The organism is Parageobacillus sp. VR-IP, assembly GCF_013357975.1.
Classification (GTDB): Bacteria; Bacillota; Bacilli; order Bacillales; family Anoxybacillaceae; genus Saccharococcus; species Saccharococcus caldoxylosilyticus.
Map to the genome: position 1 here is coordinate 177,663 of NZ_JABVYQ010000005.1, position 14,959 is coordinate 192,621.

Consider the following 14,959-nt stretch of genomic DNA (forward strand, 5'->3'; position numbering starts at 1 on the left):
TCTTTCCGCTTTTTGGCCGTTAACTTATCGATGCGCTTGATAGGTGGACGCTTTTGTTTGCTGGCGCAACCATTCGTATTCCTCTTCACTCAAAGGCGGTGCAGAAGCGGCATGGACATTTTCGATAAGCTGTTCAACGCTGCTTGCTCCTGGAATGACGGCGGCGACAACCGGGTCATACAAGCAAAACTGCAGCGCCGTTGCCGTAAGTGAGCGGCGTTCGCCCGTTTTCTCCTTCAGTTTTGGGAGCAGTGTCTTCAATTCCTCATATGTATAATCAAGATAGCCGTTTTCTTTGACGGAATCGCTTGCCGCCTCTAATGGCCGCTCCGTCAGCAGCCCTTTGGCCACAGGTCCGCGGGCGATGACGCTGATATGATGCTCGCTTAGTAGCGGAAACCACTCTTCCGGACGGCGATCAAGCAAGCTGTATTGCATCATGACGCTGACGATGTTTGAGCGCTTGACGTATTCGCGGATGACATTGGGACGAATCGAGGAAATGCCGTAGTAGCGGATTACTCCTTCTTGTTTTAATTCTTCAAATGCTTCAATCGTTTCATCGATCGGATCGTCGATCGTGCCGCCATGGAGCTGGTATAAATCAATGTAATCCGTTTGCAGGCGGCGCAAGCTTTCTTTTACTTCCGCTTTAATGTATTGTTTCGATGGATCCCAAAACCAGCCGTTTTTTCCTTCTTCCCAGCGGTTGCCAACTTTTGTTGCGATGATGACTTGGTCGCGTTTCCCTTTGACCGCCTTGCCGACGAATTCTTCATTTAGTCCGCGGTCATACAAATCTGCCGTATCCAAATAGTTAATGCCCCGTTCGAGCGCCTCGTGAATAATGCGGATTGCTTTTTTCTCATCTGTGCCAAGCGACATGCAGCCAAGCCCGATTTCGCTCACATATAAATCGGATAAGCCGATGCGGCGTTTTTTCATGATAGGCATCCTCCCTTAATGATGGTTTTTTCATTAGTATACTGTAAAGTAAAACTTTCTCAAATGATGTAGTACAATAAATGGGAAAATAATTATTTTGACGGGAGAGAAGAACATGGACCATTTAGTAGAAAAAACGATTCGCAAAGAAAAAATATTTAGCGGCAAAGTTGTTCAACTATATGTGGAAGACGTACAACTGCCAAACGGAAAAACGAGCAAGCGGGAAGTCATTAAACATCCAGGAGCGGTGGCGGTGATTCCGATTACCAAAGACGGGAAGCTCGTGCTTGTCCGCCAATACCGTAAAGCGCTTGAACGAGTATTAGTGGAAATTCCGGCGGGCAAGTTAGAAAAAGGGGAAGAGCCGTTTGCCTCAGCACAGCGTGAATTAGAAGAGGAAACAGGCTACCGCGCCCAGTCGATGCGCCATATCGTATCATTTTATACGTCGCCGGGATTTGCCGATGAACTGATTCATTTATATGTGGCGGAAGGACTGGAGAAATTGGAAGATGCCGCATCGCTCGATGAAGATGAATTCGTTGATGTTTTAGAAGTGACGTTGGAGGAGGCGTTGAAAATGCTGGAGAAGCAAGAAATTTATGATGCGAAAACGGTGTACGCCTTGCAATATTTGCAACTGCGCCGTGTCACGGGGGAAAAACATGTATAACTATTATGTCGATTTACATATTCACATCGGCCGTACTGCTTCCGGCCGGCCGGTCAAAATTACCGGCGCGAAATCATTAACGCTGACGAACATTTTGTACGAGGCGGCGCATGTCAAAGGACTGAATATGGTCGGCATCATTGACTGCCACGTTCCTGAAGTGCTCGATGAATTAGAACAAGGGATGAACACAAAAGGCTGGTACGAGCATAAGGACGGTGGTGTCATCGCCGGAGAGGTGACGCTTTTATTAGGAAGCGAAATCGAAGTTTATGACGAACATTGTCAAGGACCGATTCATGTGCTTGCTTTTTTGCCGACGGTTCTGGCGATGCGCGCATTTTCCGGGTGGCTGAAGGAGCGGGTGAAAAACATTTCACTCAGCTCGCAGCGCATGTACGGCACGGGTCGCGAGCTGCAAGGCGTCGTTAAACAATTAGGCGGATTGTTTATTCCCGCCCATGCGTTTACGCCGTTTAAAAGCTTGTACGGCAAAGGAGTAAAGAAAAGCTTAACGGAAGTGTTTGCACCTGATTGGATTGACGCCATCGAATTGGGGTTAAGTGCGGATACAGAGATGGCAGATCAAATCGCCGAATTGCACCGCTATCCATATATTTCCAATTCCGATGCTCATTCGCTGCGGAAAATCGCGCGAGAGTACCAAGAGGTGCGCATGAACGCCCCGACATTTGCCGAGCTGAAAAAAGCGCTGCAACAACAGGATGGGCGAGGCGTCGCCGCCAATTATGGTTTAAATCCAAAACTCGGCAAATACCACCAAACGACATGCGAACGATGCTTTCAGCCGATGAATCCCGATGATGAACGCTGCCCAGCCTGCGGCCATCATCGGAAAGTGAAAGGGGTATTTGACCGGCTGCAAGAGCTGAAAACAGGCGGCGTTCCGCCAAAGCGCCCGCCATATATTTATCAAGTGCCGCTTGAGTTTATCCCTGGTCTTGGTCCGAAAACGTATAAAAAACTGCTCGATCGCTTCGGCACGGAAATGTACGTGCTGCATCAAGCGACAGAGGAAGAGCTGGAACAGGCCGTCGGGGAAAAGCTAGCGAAAGTTATTATTCTCGCGCGCCGGGGAGATCTCTCGATTCAAGCCGGGGGTGGCGGAAAATATGGAAAAGTTTTTTCCGAATAGTACAAGCTACGCATTTTCTACAAGGCTCGTCTTTTGTCAGACGGGCTTTTCTTTTTGCCGAAAATGTGTCATACATACAAGACTTGCACATACAATCTACTAAGAGAAAAATAGGAGGACGGAAAAAGATGAGAAGACATCCGCTGAAATCAATCGTTGCTGTACATATGCGCGAGCATGCGTCCATGTATTTATTTGTTATCGTCCTATTTTTAATGGGAGTTATTTTCGGTTCAATTGTTGTTAACAGCCTTAATTTCAGCCAAAAGCAAGATTTGTACTATTATTTGACGCAATTTTTTGGACAAGTGTCGAAAGGAAACCTTGCCAGCGCGCAGGATATGTTTCAACAAAGCTATTTTCATAATTTAAAATATATCGGTTTAATGTGGGTGTTGGGCATTTCTATTATCGGTCTTCCGATCATTTTAATTTTGCTATTTTTAAAAGGGATTGTCGTCGGGTTTACGGTTGGATTTTTAGTAAATCAAATGGGGTGGCAAGGCTTTCTATTGTCCTTTGTCTCGGTCATGCCGCAAAATTTAATTATCATTCCTGCTTTTATTGTCATGGGAGTCATTTCTGTGTCGTTCTCCCTGCAGATGGTGCGCAACCAGTTTATGAAGCGGACGCATGAACCGATTTTCCCAATGATTATGCGCTATACGATGGCAATGCTCGTCATTAGCGTCAGTTTGTTTGTTTCCTCTTCGTTAGAGGCGTATGTTTCCCCATTTTTTATGAAGCAAATTATTCAACTTATTGGCAATTAATAATTATTTTTATATAATAACCGTTTTTATTCTCTTGTAATAATAACTTTATTTTGATACTTCCCTCTTTCTTTTGTTATAATGGTAGTTGAATGGCGAGGGAGGGAATAAAACATGGAAGATCGAGTTGAACGAATTAAGAAGCAGTTGCATACGGCTGGCTACAAGTTAACACCGCAGCGGGAAGCGACGGTGCGTGTTTTATTAGAGCATGAGGAAGATCATTTAAGTGCAGAAGACGTCTACCTCCTCGTTAAAGAGAAATCCCCGGAAATCGGGTTAGCTACTGTGTATCGGACGCTTGAGCTATTAACCGAGCTGAAAATTGTCGATAAAATTAATTTTGGAGATGGGGTGTCCCGCTACGACCTTCGCAAAGAAGGGGCAGCGCATTTTCATCATCACTTGGTGTGCATCGAATGCGGTTCGGTAGCGGAAATTGAAGAGGATTTATTAGAGGAAGTAGAAGCGATTGTGGAGCGAGATTGGAAGTTTAAAATTAAAGATCACCGCTTAACATTCCACGGCATTTGTTATCGCTGCCAGCAAAAACACATGGAAGAACAAAATGAAAAATAAAAGACCTTTTCCAACGGGAAAGGTTTTTTATGTATAAACAGGGAAAATCATGGCATATCCTCATAGTAAGCATATATTTGAAAATGAGGAGGAGCGCCATGAGAACGTTATGGCAGATGGTGAAAGTATTTCTTTTATTTACGGGGTGTACAATTTTATTTTATTATAGTCTTGTATGGTTTAACCACGAATACGACAATTACCACCGTTACGATGAACCGCAGGGATCGGCCATAAAAGTTTCGACCGTTGAAAGCCCGTCATTCGACTGGCTTAGTCGGCTACTATTTTTTTATCGCGATGGGGAGTAGAGAGCGTTGGAACATGAAATGAAAGATTTCCTTCATTATTTAACAGTGGAGCGGAATTTGGCGAACAATACCATTGTTTCCTATGAAAGAGATTTAAAGAAGTATGCGCACTATTTGCGCCACGTCGAGCAAATTCATTCGTGGAACGATGTATCGCGTCTGCATATTATGCAATTTTTAAAGTTTTTAAAAGAAAAGGGGAGCTCGGCGAAAACGATTGCCCGCCATATCGCTTCCATCCGTTCGTTCCATCAGTTTCTTCTGCGCGAAAAAATAGCGGAGCAAGATCCGTCGGTACATATTGAATCGCCGCAGATGGAACGGACGCTGCCAAAGGTGCTGTCCATGGAGGAAGTAGAGGCGCTGCTCGAGGCGCCGAAGACGAATACACCGTTTGGCATTCGCGACAAGGCGATGCTTGAGCTATTGTATGCGACCGGCATGCGCGTCAGCGAGCTCGTAAACTTAAATCTTTCCGATGTGCATTTGACGATGGGATTTGTCCGCTGCTACGGAAAAGGAAATAAAGAGCGCATCGTGCCGATCGGCAGCATGGCGATTAAAGCCTTAAAAGAATATTTGGAACACGCGCGCCCGCAGCTCATCGATCCAAAAAAACGGACAACCGATGCCTTGTTTTTAAACCATCATGGGCAGCGCTTGACACGGCAAGGGTTTTGGAAAATTTTGAAGAAACTTGCGAAAGAAGCAAACATTGAAAAAGAACTGACGCCGCATACGCTAAGGCATTCATTTGCCACGCATCTCCTTGAAAACGGCGCCGATTTGCGCGCCGTGCAAGAGCTGTTAGGACATGCTGATATTTCCACAACCCAAATTTATACGCATGTCACAAAAACACGCTTAAAAGATGTATATAAGCAGTACCATCCACGCGCATAGCTTTCCGTCGCCTGCAAGAAACGCCCGCTTAGTACGAGCGGGTTTTTTAGTTTGGCGATAAACAGGCTAATCAGTTGGAGAATGCGGCAGCTTCTGCATTCTTTGCCGATTTTTTTATTGCGTGTATTGTTGAAAACGTTTTATAATATAGTTGTCAGACTTCTGACCAATATAACATGGATGTGTTTCTTATTGCTGTTTCGGGAATGATAAGGAAAAATAGTTTTATGATGCTAGGAGGCATAGTGGATGGTTCATACATATAAACGCGTATTTTTAATTGTCATGGATTCGGTCGGGATTGGCGAGGCGCCCGACGCCGAAAAATATAACGATAAAGGCGCGGATACGCTCGGTCATATCGCCGAGCATCGCGGCGGTCTATACATGCCGAACATGGCAAAGCTCGGTTTAAGCAACATCCGCGAGATTAAAGGAGTACCGAAAGCAGAAAAGCCACTTGCTTATTATACAAAAATGCAAGAAGCATCTGCCGGAAAAGATACAATGACGGGCCATTGGGAAATTATGGGCCTTCGTATTGACAAACCGTTTCAAGTGTTTCCAAACGGGTTCCCAAAAGAGCTGATTGATGAACTAGAAAAACGGACAGGACGCAAAGTGATCGGCAACAAACCGGCAAGCGGTACGGCGATTATTGAAGAGCTTGGCAAAGAGCATATGGAAACAGGAGCGATCATCGTTTATACTTCGGCGGACTCCGTATTGCAAATTGCCGCTCATGAAGAAATTGTGCCGCTTGAGGAGCTGTACCATATTTGTAAAATCGCCCGTGAATTGACGCTTGATGAAAAATATATGGTCGGCCGCGTCATCGCGCGCCCGTTTATCGGTACGCCGGGCAACTTTAAACGTACGGCGAACCGCCATGATTATGCGTTAAAGCCGTTCGGCCGCACGGTCATGAATGAGCTGAAAGACGCGGGCTATGAAGTGATTGCGATCGGGAAAATTTCTGATATTTACGATAATGAAGGGGTAACGCAGTCGCTCCGCACCAAATCGAATATGGACGGCATGGATAAGTTAGTGGATACGTTGAAAATGGATTTCACCGGACTCAGTTTCGTCAATCTCGTTGATTTTGACGCGCTATACGGCCATCGCCGCGACCCAAAAGGATACGGGGATGCACTCGAGGAGTTTGACGCCCGCCTTTCCGACGTGTTTCCGCTTTTAGAAGACGATGATTTGTTGATCATTACGGCGGATCATGGAAACGATCCGGTTCACCACGGGACCGATCATACGCGCGAATACGTCCCGCTTCTTGTTTACAGTCCAAGCATGAACGGCGGCAAAGAACTGCCGGTCCGCAAAACGTTTGCCGATGTCGGCGCAACGATTGCAGATAATTTCCAAGTCAAGATGCCGCTCCACGGAACAAGCTTTTTAGCCGATCTAAAGTAGGGGGAAGAAGCGATGAATAAACAAGTGATTGAAAAAGCAGCGAGCTATTTGCGAGACAAAATTTCGACACCGCCGCGCATCGGCTTGATTCTTGGCTCTGGTCTCGGCGTACTTGCCGATGAAATCGAAGAAGCAGTGAAAATTCCGTACGAGCAGATTCCTGGGTTTCCTGTTTCCACTGTGGAAGGGCATGCCGGCCAGCTTGTTTATGGCCGGCTTGAAGGTGCGACGGTTGTCGCCATGCAAGGCCGTTTTCACTACTATGAAGGGTACCGCATGGATCAAGTGACATTCCCGGTTCGGGTCATGAAAGCGCTTGGCGTCAAAGAACTGATTGTCACCAACGCGGCCGGCGGAGTGAATGAGCGCTTTCAGCCGGGGGATTTAATGATTATTACTGATCATATCAACAATATGGGGAACAATCCGTTAATTGGCCCGAACGATCCGGAGCTTGGCGTCCGCTTCCCGGATATGACGGAAGCGTACAGCAAGCGGCTGCGCAACATTGCAAAAGAAGTAGCAGCAAATCTTGGCATTCCGATTCAAGAAGGGGTGTATGTTGCCAACACAGGTCCTTCTTATGAAACGCCGGCGGAAATCCGTATGATTCGCGCGCTTGGCGGCGATGCGGTCGGGATGTCGACCGTTCCCGAAGTAACTGTTGCGCGTCATGCGCAAATCGAAGTGTTAGGGATTTCGTGCATATCGAATATGGCGGCCGGGATTTTAGATCAGCCGCTTACCCACGATGAAGTTATGGAAACGACGGAACGAGTGAAAGCCAACTTTTTGCGGCTTGTCAAGGGAATTATCGCGGAAATGGCGAAACAATAGAAAGGCGAAACAATAGAAAAAGGTGATAAAGATGAGAATGGTCGATTTAATTGCGAAAAAACGAGATGGCCACGCGCTTTCAAAAGAAGAAATTGATTTTATCATCCGCGGCTACACCAACGGCGACATTCCTGATTATCAAATGAGTGCACTGGCAATGGCGGTGTTTTTCCGCGGCATGACCGAAGAAGAAACGGCCGCGCTGACGATGGCGATGGTTCATTCCGGAGATGTCATTGATTTATCGAAAATTGACGGAATTAAAGTCGATAAGCACTCGACTGGCGGCGTCGGCGATACAACGACGCTTGTGTTAGGCCCGCTTGTTGCGTCTGTCGGCGTGCCGGTCGCGAAAATGTCCGGCCGCGGCCTCGGGCATACAGGCGGGACGATCGATAAGCTGGAATCTGTTCCTGGGTTTCACGTGGAAATTGATAACGAGCAATTCATTGAACTGGTCAATAAAAACAAAATCGCCATTATCGGGCAGACTGGCAATTTAACCCCAGCCGATAAAAAACTGTATGCGCTTCGCGATGTGACTGCGACGGTTAACAGCATTCCGCTTATTGCTTCGTCGATTATGAGCAAAAAAATCGCGGCTGGCGCCGACGCGATTGTCTTAGATGTTAAAACGGGTACCGGCGCGTTTATGAAAGATTTAGAGGGAGCGAAACAGCTGGCAAAAGCGATGGTGGATATCGGCAAGCGTGTCGGCCGGAAAACGATGGCGGTCATTTCTGATATGAGCCAACCGCTTGGCTTTGCCATCGGCAATGCGCTTGAAGTGAAAGAAGCGATTGATACGCTCAAAGGAAAAGGGCCGGAAGATTTACAAGAGCTGTGCTTGACGCTTGGAAGCTATATGGTATATCTAGCGGAAAAAGCGTCTTCATTAGAGGAAGCGAGAGCGTTATTAGAGAATTCGATTCAAGCAGGAAAGGCGCTAGAAACGTTCAAAGTGTTTCTCGAGGCACAAGGCGGCGATGCCACCGTTGTCGATAATCCGGAGAAACTGCCGCAGGCGAAATATCAATGGGAGTTGGAAGCGGCGGAAGATGGATATGTCGCGGAAATTGTCGCCGACGAAGTCGGAACGGCCGCGATGCTGCTTGGAGCCGGACGGGCGACAAAAGAATCGACGATCGATCTTTCCGTTGGGCTTGTCTTGCGCAAAAAAGTTGGCGATCCAGTGAAAAAAGGGGAATCGCTTGCGACGATCCACAGCAATACGGAAAATATTGAAGAAGTAAAAGAAAAGCTGCAAAAAAATATCCGCATCTCGCCAACTCCTGTCCGTAAACCGACGCTGATTTACGAAACGATTTCTTAGTAGAGAGGCTGAATCCCAGCCTCTTTTTTTTATGCTAAAAATGGTTGAATTTCACTGCCTCCCTTGTATAAAAATATCTCTTTTGGAAAAAATGGCATGTATAAAGAATGGAGGTTTGGGAGATGAACAAGACACTGACTCGCTTACTAATATTTATCCTTGTTTTTCTCGTTCCTTTTTCCGCAAACGTCCATGCGGAAGAAAAGAAAACAGAAGCAAAAGGCCTTGAGCTAGCTGATGATGCGAAATCTGCCATTTTAATTGAACGTGATACAGGAGCTATATTGTATCAAAAAAACGCCCATGAAAAACTGCCGCCGGCTAGTATGACAAAAATTATGACCATGCTTTTGATTATGGAAGCGATTGATAAAGGAGAGCTTTCTTATAAGGAAAAAGTGCGGGCGAGCGAATATGCCGCGTCGATGGGCGGATCACAAATCTTTTTAGAGCCCGGCGAAGAAATGACGGTAGATGAGCTGCTGCGCGGCATTGCCATCGGTTCTGCGAATGACGCTTCCGTCGCCATGGCGGAACGAATTGCGGGGTCAGAAGAAGCTTTTGTAAAAATGATGAATGAAAAAGCAAAAGAGCTCGGCCTGAAAGATACGATGTTTCAAAATGCGACAGGATTGCCTGCCGAAAAGCATTACAGCAGTGCCTATGATATGGCAATGCTGGCGCGCGAATTGCTGAAATATGAAGATATTACGAAGTATACCAGAATGTATGAAGATTATTTGCGCGAAAACACGGATAAAAAGTTTTGGCTTGTCAATACAAACCGGCTTGTGAAATTTTATCCAGGAGTGGATGGGTTAAAAACCGGATTCACAAGCCAAGCGAAATACTGCTTAACCGCAACGGCGAAAAAGAACGGCATGCGCGTTATTGCCGTTGTCTTCGGCGCATCGACGCCAAAATCACGAAACGCGCAAATTACAAAAATGCTTGATTATGCGTTTAGCCAGTATAAAACCCATCCTGTTTATAAACGGAATGAAGTATTAACCCGTGTCCACATCAATAAAGGGAAGAAAAGAACGGTCGCGCTCGTTACTTCCGAACCGATTTCTGTATTAACGAAAAAGGGGCAGTCGATCGATCAAATTGAAAAAGAGATTAAAGTCAAGGACGGCGTAAAAGCGCCAATTCAAAAAGGTGATGAGCTTGGGGTCCTTATTTTGAAACAGGATGGAAAAGAGATATTGCGTAGCCCGATTGTTGCTAAGGAAAGTGTCGCGGAAGCTAGCTGGTGGGATTTGTTTAAGCGGACATTGCAAAATTTTACGAAATCCGCATAAGTGCTGTCAGTTTTTGCAGCAAGCGTTCTACATTTAGCGAATCGCCACTAGTTTTGTCGTAAAGCAGGATTTCTAGCGGGATGCAGCGAAACTTCTCCTTATCTGAAATGAATAAGGAGGAAAACGCTGTGAGTCTAATGATGGACTTTGAAGTAAAACGAGATGTGCTAATCATTCGACTGTCAGGCGAGCTGGACCATCATACAGCGGAAGAGCTCCGCGAAAAAGTAACGGACACGCTGGAAAGGGAAGCGATCCGCCACATTGTGTTGAATTTAGAGGGTCTGACGTTCATGGATAGCTCGGGGCTTGGCGTCATTTTAGGACGCTACAAACAAATAAAAAACCTTGGCGGGGAAATGATCGTATGTGCTGTTTCTCCGACGGTAAAGCGTCTGTTTGATATGTCGGGGTTGTTTAAAATTATCCGCTTAGAAAACGATGAACAGTTCGCATTACGGACATTGGGGGTGGCATAAATGCGCAACGAAATGCACCTCCAATTCTCCGCCCTCAGTCAAAATGAGTCATTTGCCCGCGTTACAGTTGCCGCGTTTGTCGCGCAGCTGGATCCGACGATGGATGAATTAACGGAAATTAAAACGGTTGTTTCCGAAGCGGTGACAAACGCAATTATTCATGGCTACAATAACGACCCGAACGGAATTGTCTATATTTCCGTCGTCATTGAAGACGGAGTTGTCCATTTGACGATTAAAGATGAAGGGGTTGGCATTGCCAATATTGAAGAGGCGCGCCAGCCATTGTTTACGACAAAGCCGGAGTTGGAACGGTCCGGAATGGGATTTACCATCATGGAAAATTTTATGGACGAAGTCGTTGTTCAGTCGGAAGTCAACAAAGGCACAACTGTTTACCTAAAGAAGTATATAACGAAGAGCAAAGCCTTGTGTAACTAAGGGAGACATGCCTATGGATGTCGATGTCAAGCAAGATCAATCGCAAATCAAAGATCATGAAATGAAGGAGCTGATTCGTCGCAGCCAACAAGGGGACCAAGAGGCGCGCGATGAAATTATTGAAAAAAACATGCGCCTCGTTTGGTCCGTCGTCCAGCGTTTTTTAAACCGTGGTTATGAGCCGGACGATTTATTTCAGATTGGCTGCATCGGCTTGCTCAAGTCTGTTGATAAGTTTGATTTGTCGTATGATGTGAAGTTTTCCACCTATGCGGTGCCGATGATCATCGGTGAAATTCAGCGTTTTATTCGCGATGACGGAACGGTAAAGGTGAGCCGTTCCTTAAAAGAGATGGGGAATAAAATCCGCAAGGCGAAAGACGAGCTTGCAAAAAAGCATGGGCGGGCGCCGACAGTGACAGAAATCGCCGGTTATTTGGAAATTTCCCCGGAAGATGTTGTGCTCGCCCAAGAGGCGGTCCGTTCTCCCGCTTCGATTCATGAGACCGTATATGAAAACGACGGCGATCCGATTACGCTTCTTGACCAAATCGCTGATTCCGACGAAGTTTCATGGTTTGATAAAATCGCGCTAAAAAAAGCGATTGAGGAACTTGATGAACGAGAGCGGCTCATTGTCTATTTGCGCTATTACAAAGACCAGACCCAATCAGAAGTGGCATCTAGATTAGGCATCTCTCAAGTGCAAGTATCCCGGCTTGAAAAAAAAATATTGCAGCAAATAAAAGAGAGAATGGATGGATAGCCATCCATTCTTTTTTATTTTTATGAAATTGGTGGTAAGAGCTGCACGGCCGCATGATCCCTTTTTTGGCCAAACATACTAAAGAAAAGCGAAGGGGCAACTTTAATATACAAAAAAATTACAAATTAAGGTGTGAGGCAGATGGGAGAAACTGTCTTTATCAAGTTGCGGCATCGTGTCCAAGTAAAACCCAACTCCGCTATCACTGTCGGCGATGTTGCGCAAGTCATGGCAACGGATAGCGGTATGGTGAAGCAATTGCAGACAATCCCGCTGTATCAAATTCAGCCGAGCGATAAAAATATCGTCATTATCGATGTCATGAAAGTAGTGAGAGCTGTGTTGCAAGCAGATCGTTCTCTTGACGTGCAAACGGTCGGACCATCGCAGACGATTATCGAGGTCGTCTACGAAAAGAGACGTTTTTCCACTGCTTATTTCCTTTTGATATGGTTGTTGCTTTTTGTTGGCTCGGCTATGGCTATTATGAACTTCCATGAAGATGTCAGCATGCAGCAAGTGCATCAGCATCTTTACGAAATAATAACGGGAAAAAAAGTCGATAAGCCGTTGTTGCTGCAAATTCCATATTCGCTTGGATTGGGGATCGGCATGATTTTATTCTTTAATTATGTGTTTCGTAAACGAATTAATGAGGAGCCTAGCCCTTTGGAAGTCGAGATGTTTAATTATCAGCAATCGATTGATCAATATGTCATTTTACATGAAAACAAAGAAAGTATGAGAAAAATTGATGACAATTGAGATTTTAACGGTGATCTTTGTCGGCTTCGCAGGAGGGCTGGCTGTTGGAACAGGGTTTGTTGCTTTTTTAGTCGTTCTTGGCGTCATTCCCCGCTTAACGCAATTAACGAAAACAATGAAACGAATTCATGCTTATGAATGGAGCGCAGTAGTCGGCGCGGTTGTAGGCGGGTGGATGAGTTTGCGTCACTCTATTTTATATGTATCCAAATATTGGCTGATTCCGGTCGGCTTGCTCCATGGAGTATTTATCGGAATGCTTGCTGCTGCGTTAACGGAAGTGCTGAACGTATGGCCGATTTTAGCGAAACGAATCGGGGTGGAGGATAAAATTGTCATTTTATTGATGGCGATTGCTTTTGGCAAGGTCGTCGGCTCGCTGTTTCACTGGATTTATTTTGTCGATTACTTTCAATAAGGGGGGAAGGAGAGATGAGCTTAAAAACAAATTATCGTCAGGCAGTAAAAGCGTTTCAGCCTGCTCCCCCGTATTTTTTCAACAGCGTGAAAGCATTTGTTGTCGGCGGTTTACTTTGTGCACTGGCGGAATGGCTGGCAAAATGGTACAGCAGTTTCTTCTCTATTTCCGCTATTTCCGCACAGCAGCTGGCGGTGATGACGATGATGTTTTTCGCGATTGTCCTCACGGGAGCAGGAAAGTATGACGATTTCAGCCAGTTTGCCGGTGCGGGGGCCACGATGCTGATGACAGGGTTGGCGAATGCGCTGGCAAGCGCGGCGATCGAGCATCGCAGTGAAGGATGGACGGCAGGAATTGCTAGCCAAATGTTTAAATCAGGCGGTGCGGCGATTGTCTATGGCATTGTTGCTGCCTATTTGCTCGGTCTTTTCTATTACATCGTGTCTTGAGGAGAAAGAGGGATTTCTCATGAAGCTGGTTGGAAAACAAACATGGGTGTTTGAACATGGCATTTATATTCAAGAGGCGGGAACGGCAGTCGGGCCGTTAGAAGCAGAAGGGCCGCTGCGCGACAGTTTTGATATCGTGCACGATGACTTGTATTGTGGGGAGAAAACATGGGAGTTGGCTGAGCGGCGTTTAATGCAGGAAGCGATCCAAATTTGCCTAGAAAAAGGGCGCCTTTCTTTCGCTGATATTGATTTGTTTCTCGCTGGGGACTTGCTGAATCAAAACGTAACTGCCAACTACGTGGCTCGGGAGATTCCTGTCCCGTTTTTGTGTATGTTCGGTGCTTGTTCGACTTCCATGCAAACCATAGCGGCTGCTGCTGCTTTTATTGATGGAGGTTTCGCCCGATCGGTGCTGGCGGCAACAAGCAGCCATAATGCTACTGCGGAGCGGCAGTTCCGTTATCCGACCGAGCTGGGTATTCAAAAGCCGAAGACGGCGACGTTTACGGTGACCGGCGCAGGAGCGGTGGTGCTTGGACGCAAGCCGGGGCGATGGCGCATCGCCGCGGCGACGATCGGCAAAGTCGTGGACGCTGGAATGACGAATCCTTTAGATATGGGCTCGGCGATGGCCCCCGCTGCGGCAAGCACGATCGAGCAGCATTTTAACGATTTGGGCATTTCTCCTAGTGATTATGACTTGATTGTCACCGGTGATTTATCCAGGGTCGGAAGCGTGATCGTCAGACAGCTGCTTGCCGAATCAGGATATGATGTCACAAACAACTATAATGACTGCGGTTTAATGATTTACCATCCCGATCAAAAAATATTTGCCGGTGGAAGCGGCTGTGCTTGCTGTGCGGTCGTCACTTATGGGCATTTGTTGAAAGAAATGGAACGCGGGGCGTTTCGCAAAATTTTCGTTGTCGCAACCGGGGCGCTATTAAGCCAGACGATGGTACAGCAAAAACAGTCGATTCCAGCGATCGCCCATGGTGTGGTCATTGAAGCAGCGAAGGAGGAATGAGGAATGGATTATGTAGTGGCGTTTATGGCTGGAGGGGGGATTTGCGCGCTGGCACAGTTGGCCATGGATGTGGGCAAACTGCCACAACTGCATGTCATGAGCTTGCTTGTGGCCGTTGGCGTCATTTTGGGAATCAGCGGGATTTATGATCGAATTGTTGCGTTTGCCGGGGCAGGTGCGACGCTGCCGCTTAGCGGTTTTGGCTATTTTCTCACCAAAGGTATATTGTCGCAAAAAGAGCTGGACGGATGGCTGACGATCGGCGCGGCGATGTTTCAATTTACCGGCGCCATTCTTTCCTTTGCTATTGTCCTTTCCTTTTTCACTGCGCTTATATGCAAGCCGAAAGGATAATCG

At 46.5% G+C, this 14,959-nt stretch carries 19 protein-coding genes; 18 read left to right on the plus strand and 1 reads right to left on the minus strand.

Annotated features, from left to right (window positions below; translation table 11 throughout):
* Positions 1 to 24: 24 nt before the first annotated feature.
* Complete coding sequence (locus tag HT574_RS13945; protein ID WP_175245062.1) at positions 25 to 945, minus strand: aldo/keto reductase; 921 nt, start codon at positions 943 to 945, stop codon at positions 25 to 27.
* A 115-nt stretch (positions 946 to 1,060) separates the two neighbouring features.
* Between HT574_RS13945 and HT574_RS13950 the strand changes: the two genes are divergently transcribed.
* The 18 genes from HT574_RS13950 (at position 1,061) to HT574_RS14035 (ending at position 14,956) form a co-directional block, all read left to right on the plus strand.
* On the plus strand, positions 1,061 to 1,621 hold the full coding sequence (locus HT574_RS13950; protein ID WP_175245063.1) for an NUDIX domain-containing protein: 561 nt from the start codon (positions 1,061 to 1,063) through the stop codon (positions 1,619 to 1,621).
* Positions 1,614 to 2,777, plus strand: coding sequence for an endonuclease Q family protein (locus HT574_RS13955; RefSeq protein ID WP_175245064.1), 1,164 nt, complete (start codon positions 1,614 to 1,616; stop codon positions 2,775 to 2,777). Before HT574_RS13950 ends, HT574_RS13955 begins: the two co-directional genes overlap by 8 nt.
* A gap of 128 nt (positions 2,778 to 2,905) precedes the next feature.
* A complete protein-coding gene (gene spoIIM, locus HT574_RS13960) occupies positions 2,906 to 3,550 on the plus strand; it encodes a stage II sporulation protein M (protein ID WP_017435272.1) in 645 nt (214 codons plus the stop codon).
* A 114-nt stretch (positions 3,551 to 3,664) separates the two neighbouring features.
* The gene (gene fur, locus HT574_RS13965) at positions 3,665 to 4,129 is read left to right on the plus strand and encodes a ferric iron uptake transcriptional regulator (protein WP_017435273.1); all 465 of its coding nucleotides are present in this window, start codon (positions 3,665 to 3,667) and stop codon (positions 4,127 to 4,129) included.
* 98 nt (positions 4,130 to 4,227) lie between these two features.
* Positions 4,228 to 4,440, plus strand: coding sequence for a YqzK family protein (locus HT574_RS13970; protein WP_017435274.1), 213 nt, complete (start codon positions 4,228 to 4,230; stop codon positions 4,438 to 4,440).
* Positions 4,441 to 4,446: 6 nt separating this feature from the next.
* Positions 4,447 to 5,343, plus strand: coding sequence for a site-specific tyrosine recombinase XerD (xerD, locus tag HT574_RS13975; RefSeq protein WP_017435275.1), 897 nt, complete (start codon positions 4,447 to 4,449; stop codon positions 5,341 to 5,343).
* A 249-nt stretch (positions 5,344 to 5,592) separates the two neighbouring features.
* Positions 5,593 to 6,774 (plus strand): phosphopentomutase, encoded by a 1,182-nt coding sequence (deoB, locus tag HT574_RS13980; RefSeq protein ID WP_175245065.1) that lies wholly within the window; start codon positions 5,593 to 5,595, stop codon positions 6,772 to 6,774.
* A 12-nt stretch (positions 6,775 to 6,786) separates the two neighbouring features.
* Entirely contained in the window at positions 6,787 to 7,611 is an 825-nt protein-coding gene (locus HT574_RS13985) for a purine-nucleoside phosphorylase (RefSeq protein WP_175245066.1), read from the plus strand.
* 31 nt (positions 7,612 to 7,642) lie between these two features.
* Entirely contained in the window at positions 7,643 to 8,944 is a 1,302-nt protein-coding gene (locus tag HT574_RS13990; RefSeq protein WP_026078470.1) for a pyrimidine-nucleoside phosphorylase, read from the plus strand.
* A 122-nt stretch (positions 8,945 to 9,066) separates the two neighbouring features.
* The gene (locus HT574_RS13995; protein WP_175245067.1) at positions 9,067 to 10,248 is read left to right on the plus strand and encodes a D-alanyl-D-alanine carboxypeptidase family protein; all 1,182 of its coding nucleotides are present in this window, start codon (positions 9,067 to 9,069) and stop codon (positions 10,246 to 10,248) included.
* 107 nt (positions 10,249 to 10,355) lie between these two features.
* Complete coding sequence (gene spoIIAA, locus HT574_RS14000; protein WP_217499557.1) at positions 10,356 to 10,727, plus strand: anti-sigma F factor antagonist; 372 nt, start codon at positions 10,356 to 10,358, stop codon at positions 10,725 to 10,727.
* Positions 10,728 to 11,168: an anti-sigma F factor gene (gene spoIIAB / locus HT574_RS14005; protein ID WP_015864379.1), complete on the plus strand. Its 441-nt coding sequence runs from the start codon at positions 10,728 to 10,730 to the stop codon at positions 11,166 to 11,168.
* A 13-nt stretch (positions 11,169 to 11,181) separates the two neighbouring features.
* Positions 11,182 to 11,934: an RNA polymerase sporulation sigma factor SigF gene (gene sigF / locus HT574_RS14010; protein ID WP_017435281.1), complete on the plus strand. Its 753-nt coding sequence runs from the start codon at positions 11,182 to 11,184 to the stop codon at positions 11,932 to 11,934.
* Positions 11,935 to 12,075: 141 nt separating this feature from the next.
* On the plus strand, positions 12,076 to 12,699 hold the full coding sequence (locus tag HT574_RS14015; RefSeq protein ID WP_175245069.1) for a stage V sporulation protein AA: 624 nt from the start codon (positions 12,076 to 12,078) through the stop codon (positions 12,697 to 12,699).
* A complete protein-coding gene (locus HT574_RS14020) occupies positions 12,689 to 13,117 on the plus strand; it encodes a stage V sporulation protein AB (RefSeq protein WP_175245070.1) in 429 nt (142 codons plus the stop codon). Before HT574_RS14015 ends, HT574_RS14020 begins: the two co-directional genes overlap by 11 nt.
* 14 nt (positions 13,118 to 13,131) lie before the next feature.
* Positions 13,132 to 13,569, plus strand: coding sequence for a SpoVA/SpoVAEb family sporulation membrane protein (locus tag HT574_RS14025; RefSeq protein ID WP_042408442.1), 438 nt, complete (start codon positions 13,132 to 13,134; stop codon positions 13,567 to 13,569).
* 19 nt (positions 13,570 to 13,588) lie between these two features.
* Positions 13,589 to 14,602, plus strand: a complete 1,014-nt coding sequence (gene spoVAD, locus HT574_RS14030; RefSeq protein WP_017435285.1) for a stage V sporulation protein AD — start codon at positions 13,589 to 13,591, stop codon at positions 14,600 to 14,602.
* Between the two features lie 3 nt (positions 14,603 to 14,605).
* Positions 14,606 to 14,956: a SpoVA/SpoVAEb family sporulation membrane protein gene (locus tag HT574_RS14035; protein WP_042408438.1), complete on the plus strand. Its 351-nt coding sequence runs from the start codon at positions 14,606 to 14,608 to the stop codon at positions 14,954 to 14,956.
* Positions 14,957 to 14,959: the final 3 nt, after the last annotated feature.

Excerpts from the sequence above, each read along its gene's own strand:
- spoIIM (WP_017435272.1), top strand. The coding sequence starts at position 2,906 with ATGAGAAGACATCCGCTGAAATCAATCGTTGCTGTACATATGCGCGAG.
- spoIIAA (WP_217499557.1), top strand. The coding sequence starts at position 10,356 with ATGAATAAGGAGGAAAACGCTGTGAGTCTAATGATGGACTTTGAAGTA.
- HT574_RS14020 (WP_175245070.1), top strand. The coding sequence starts at position 12,689 with ATGACAATTGAGATTTTAACGGTGATCTTTGTCGGCTTCGCAGGAGGG.
- HT574_RS14035 (WP_042408438.1), top strand. The coding sequence starts at position 14,606 with ATGGATTATGTAGTGGCGTTTATGGCTGGAGGGGGGATTTGCGCGCTG.
- HT574_RS14015 (WP_175245069.1), top strand. The coding sequence starts at position 12,076 with ATGGGAGAAACTGTCTTTATCAAGTTGCGGCATCGTGTCCAAGTAAAA.
- spoIIAB (WP_015864379.1), top strand. The coding sequence starts at position 10,728 with ATGCGCAACGAAATGCACCTCCAATTCTCCGCCCTCAGTCAAAATGAG.
- HT574_RS14025 (WP_042408442.1), top strand. The coding sequence starts at position 13,132 with ATGAGCTTAAAAACAAATTATCGTCAGGCAGTAAAAGCGTTTCAGCCT.
- fur (WP_017435273.1), top strand. The coding sequence starts at position 3,665 with ATGGAAGATCGAGTTGAACGAATTAAGAAGCAGTTGCATACGGCTGGC.
- HT574_RS13970 (WP_017435274.1), top strand. The coding sequence starts at position 4,228 with ATGAGAACGTTATGGCAGATGGTGAAAGTATTTCTTTTATTTACGGGG.
- HT574_RS13950 (WP_175245063.1), top strand. The coding sequence starts at position 1,061 with ATGGACCATTTAGTAGAAAAAACGATTCGCAAAGAAAAAATATTTAGC.
- sigF (WP_017435281.1), top strand. The coding sequence starts at position 11,182 with ATGGATGTCGATGTCAAGCAAGATCAATCGCAAATCAAAGATCATGAA.
- HT574_RS13990 (WP_026078470.1), top strand. The coding sequence starts at position 7,643 with ATGAGAATGGTCGATTTAATTGCGAAAAAACGAGATGGCCACGCGCTT.
- HT574_RS13995 (WP_175245067.1), top strand. The coding sequence starts at position 9,067 with ATGAACAAGACACTGACTCGCTTACTAATATTTATCCTTGTTTTTCTC.
- HT574_RS13945 (WP_175245062.1), bottom strand. The coding sequence starts at position 945 with ATGAAAAAACGCCGCATCGGCTTATCCGATTTATATGTGAGCGAAATC.
- deoB (WP_175245065.1), top strand. The coding sequence starts at position 5,593 with ATGGTTCATACATATAAACGCGTATTTTTAATTGTCATGGATTCGGTC.
- spoVAD (WP_017435285.1), top strand. The coding sequence starts at position 13,589 with ATGAAGCTGGTTGGAAAACAAACATGGGTGTTTGAACATGGCATTTAT.
- HT574_RS13985 (WP_175245066.1), top strand. The coding sequence starts at position 6,787 with ATGAATAAACAAGTGATTGAAAAAGCAGCGAGCTATTTGCGAGACAAA.
- HT574_RS13955 (WP_175245064.1), top strand. The coding sequence starts at position 1,614 with ATGTATAACTATTATGTCGATTTACATATTCACATCGGCCGTACTGCT.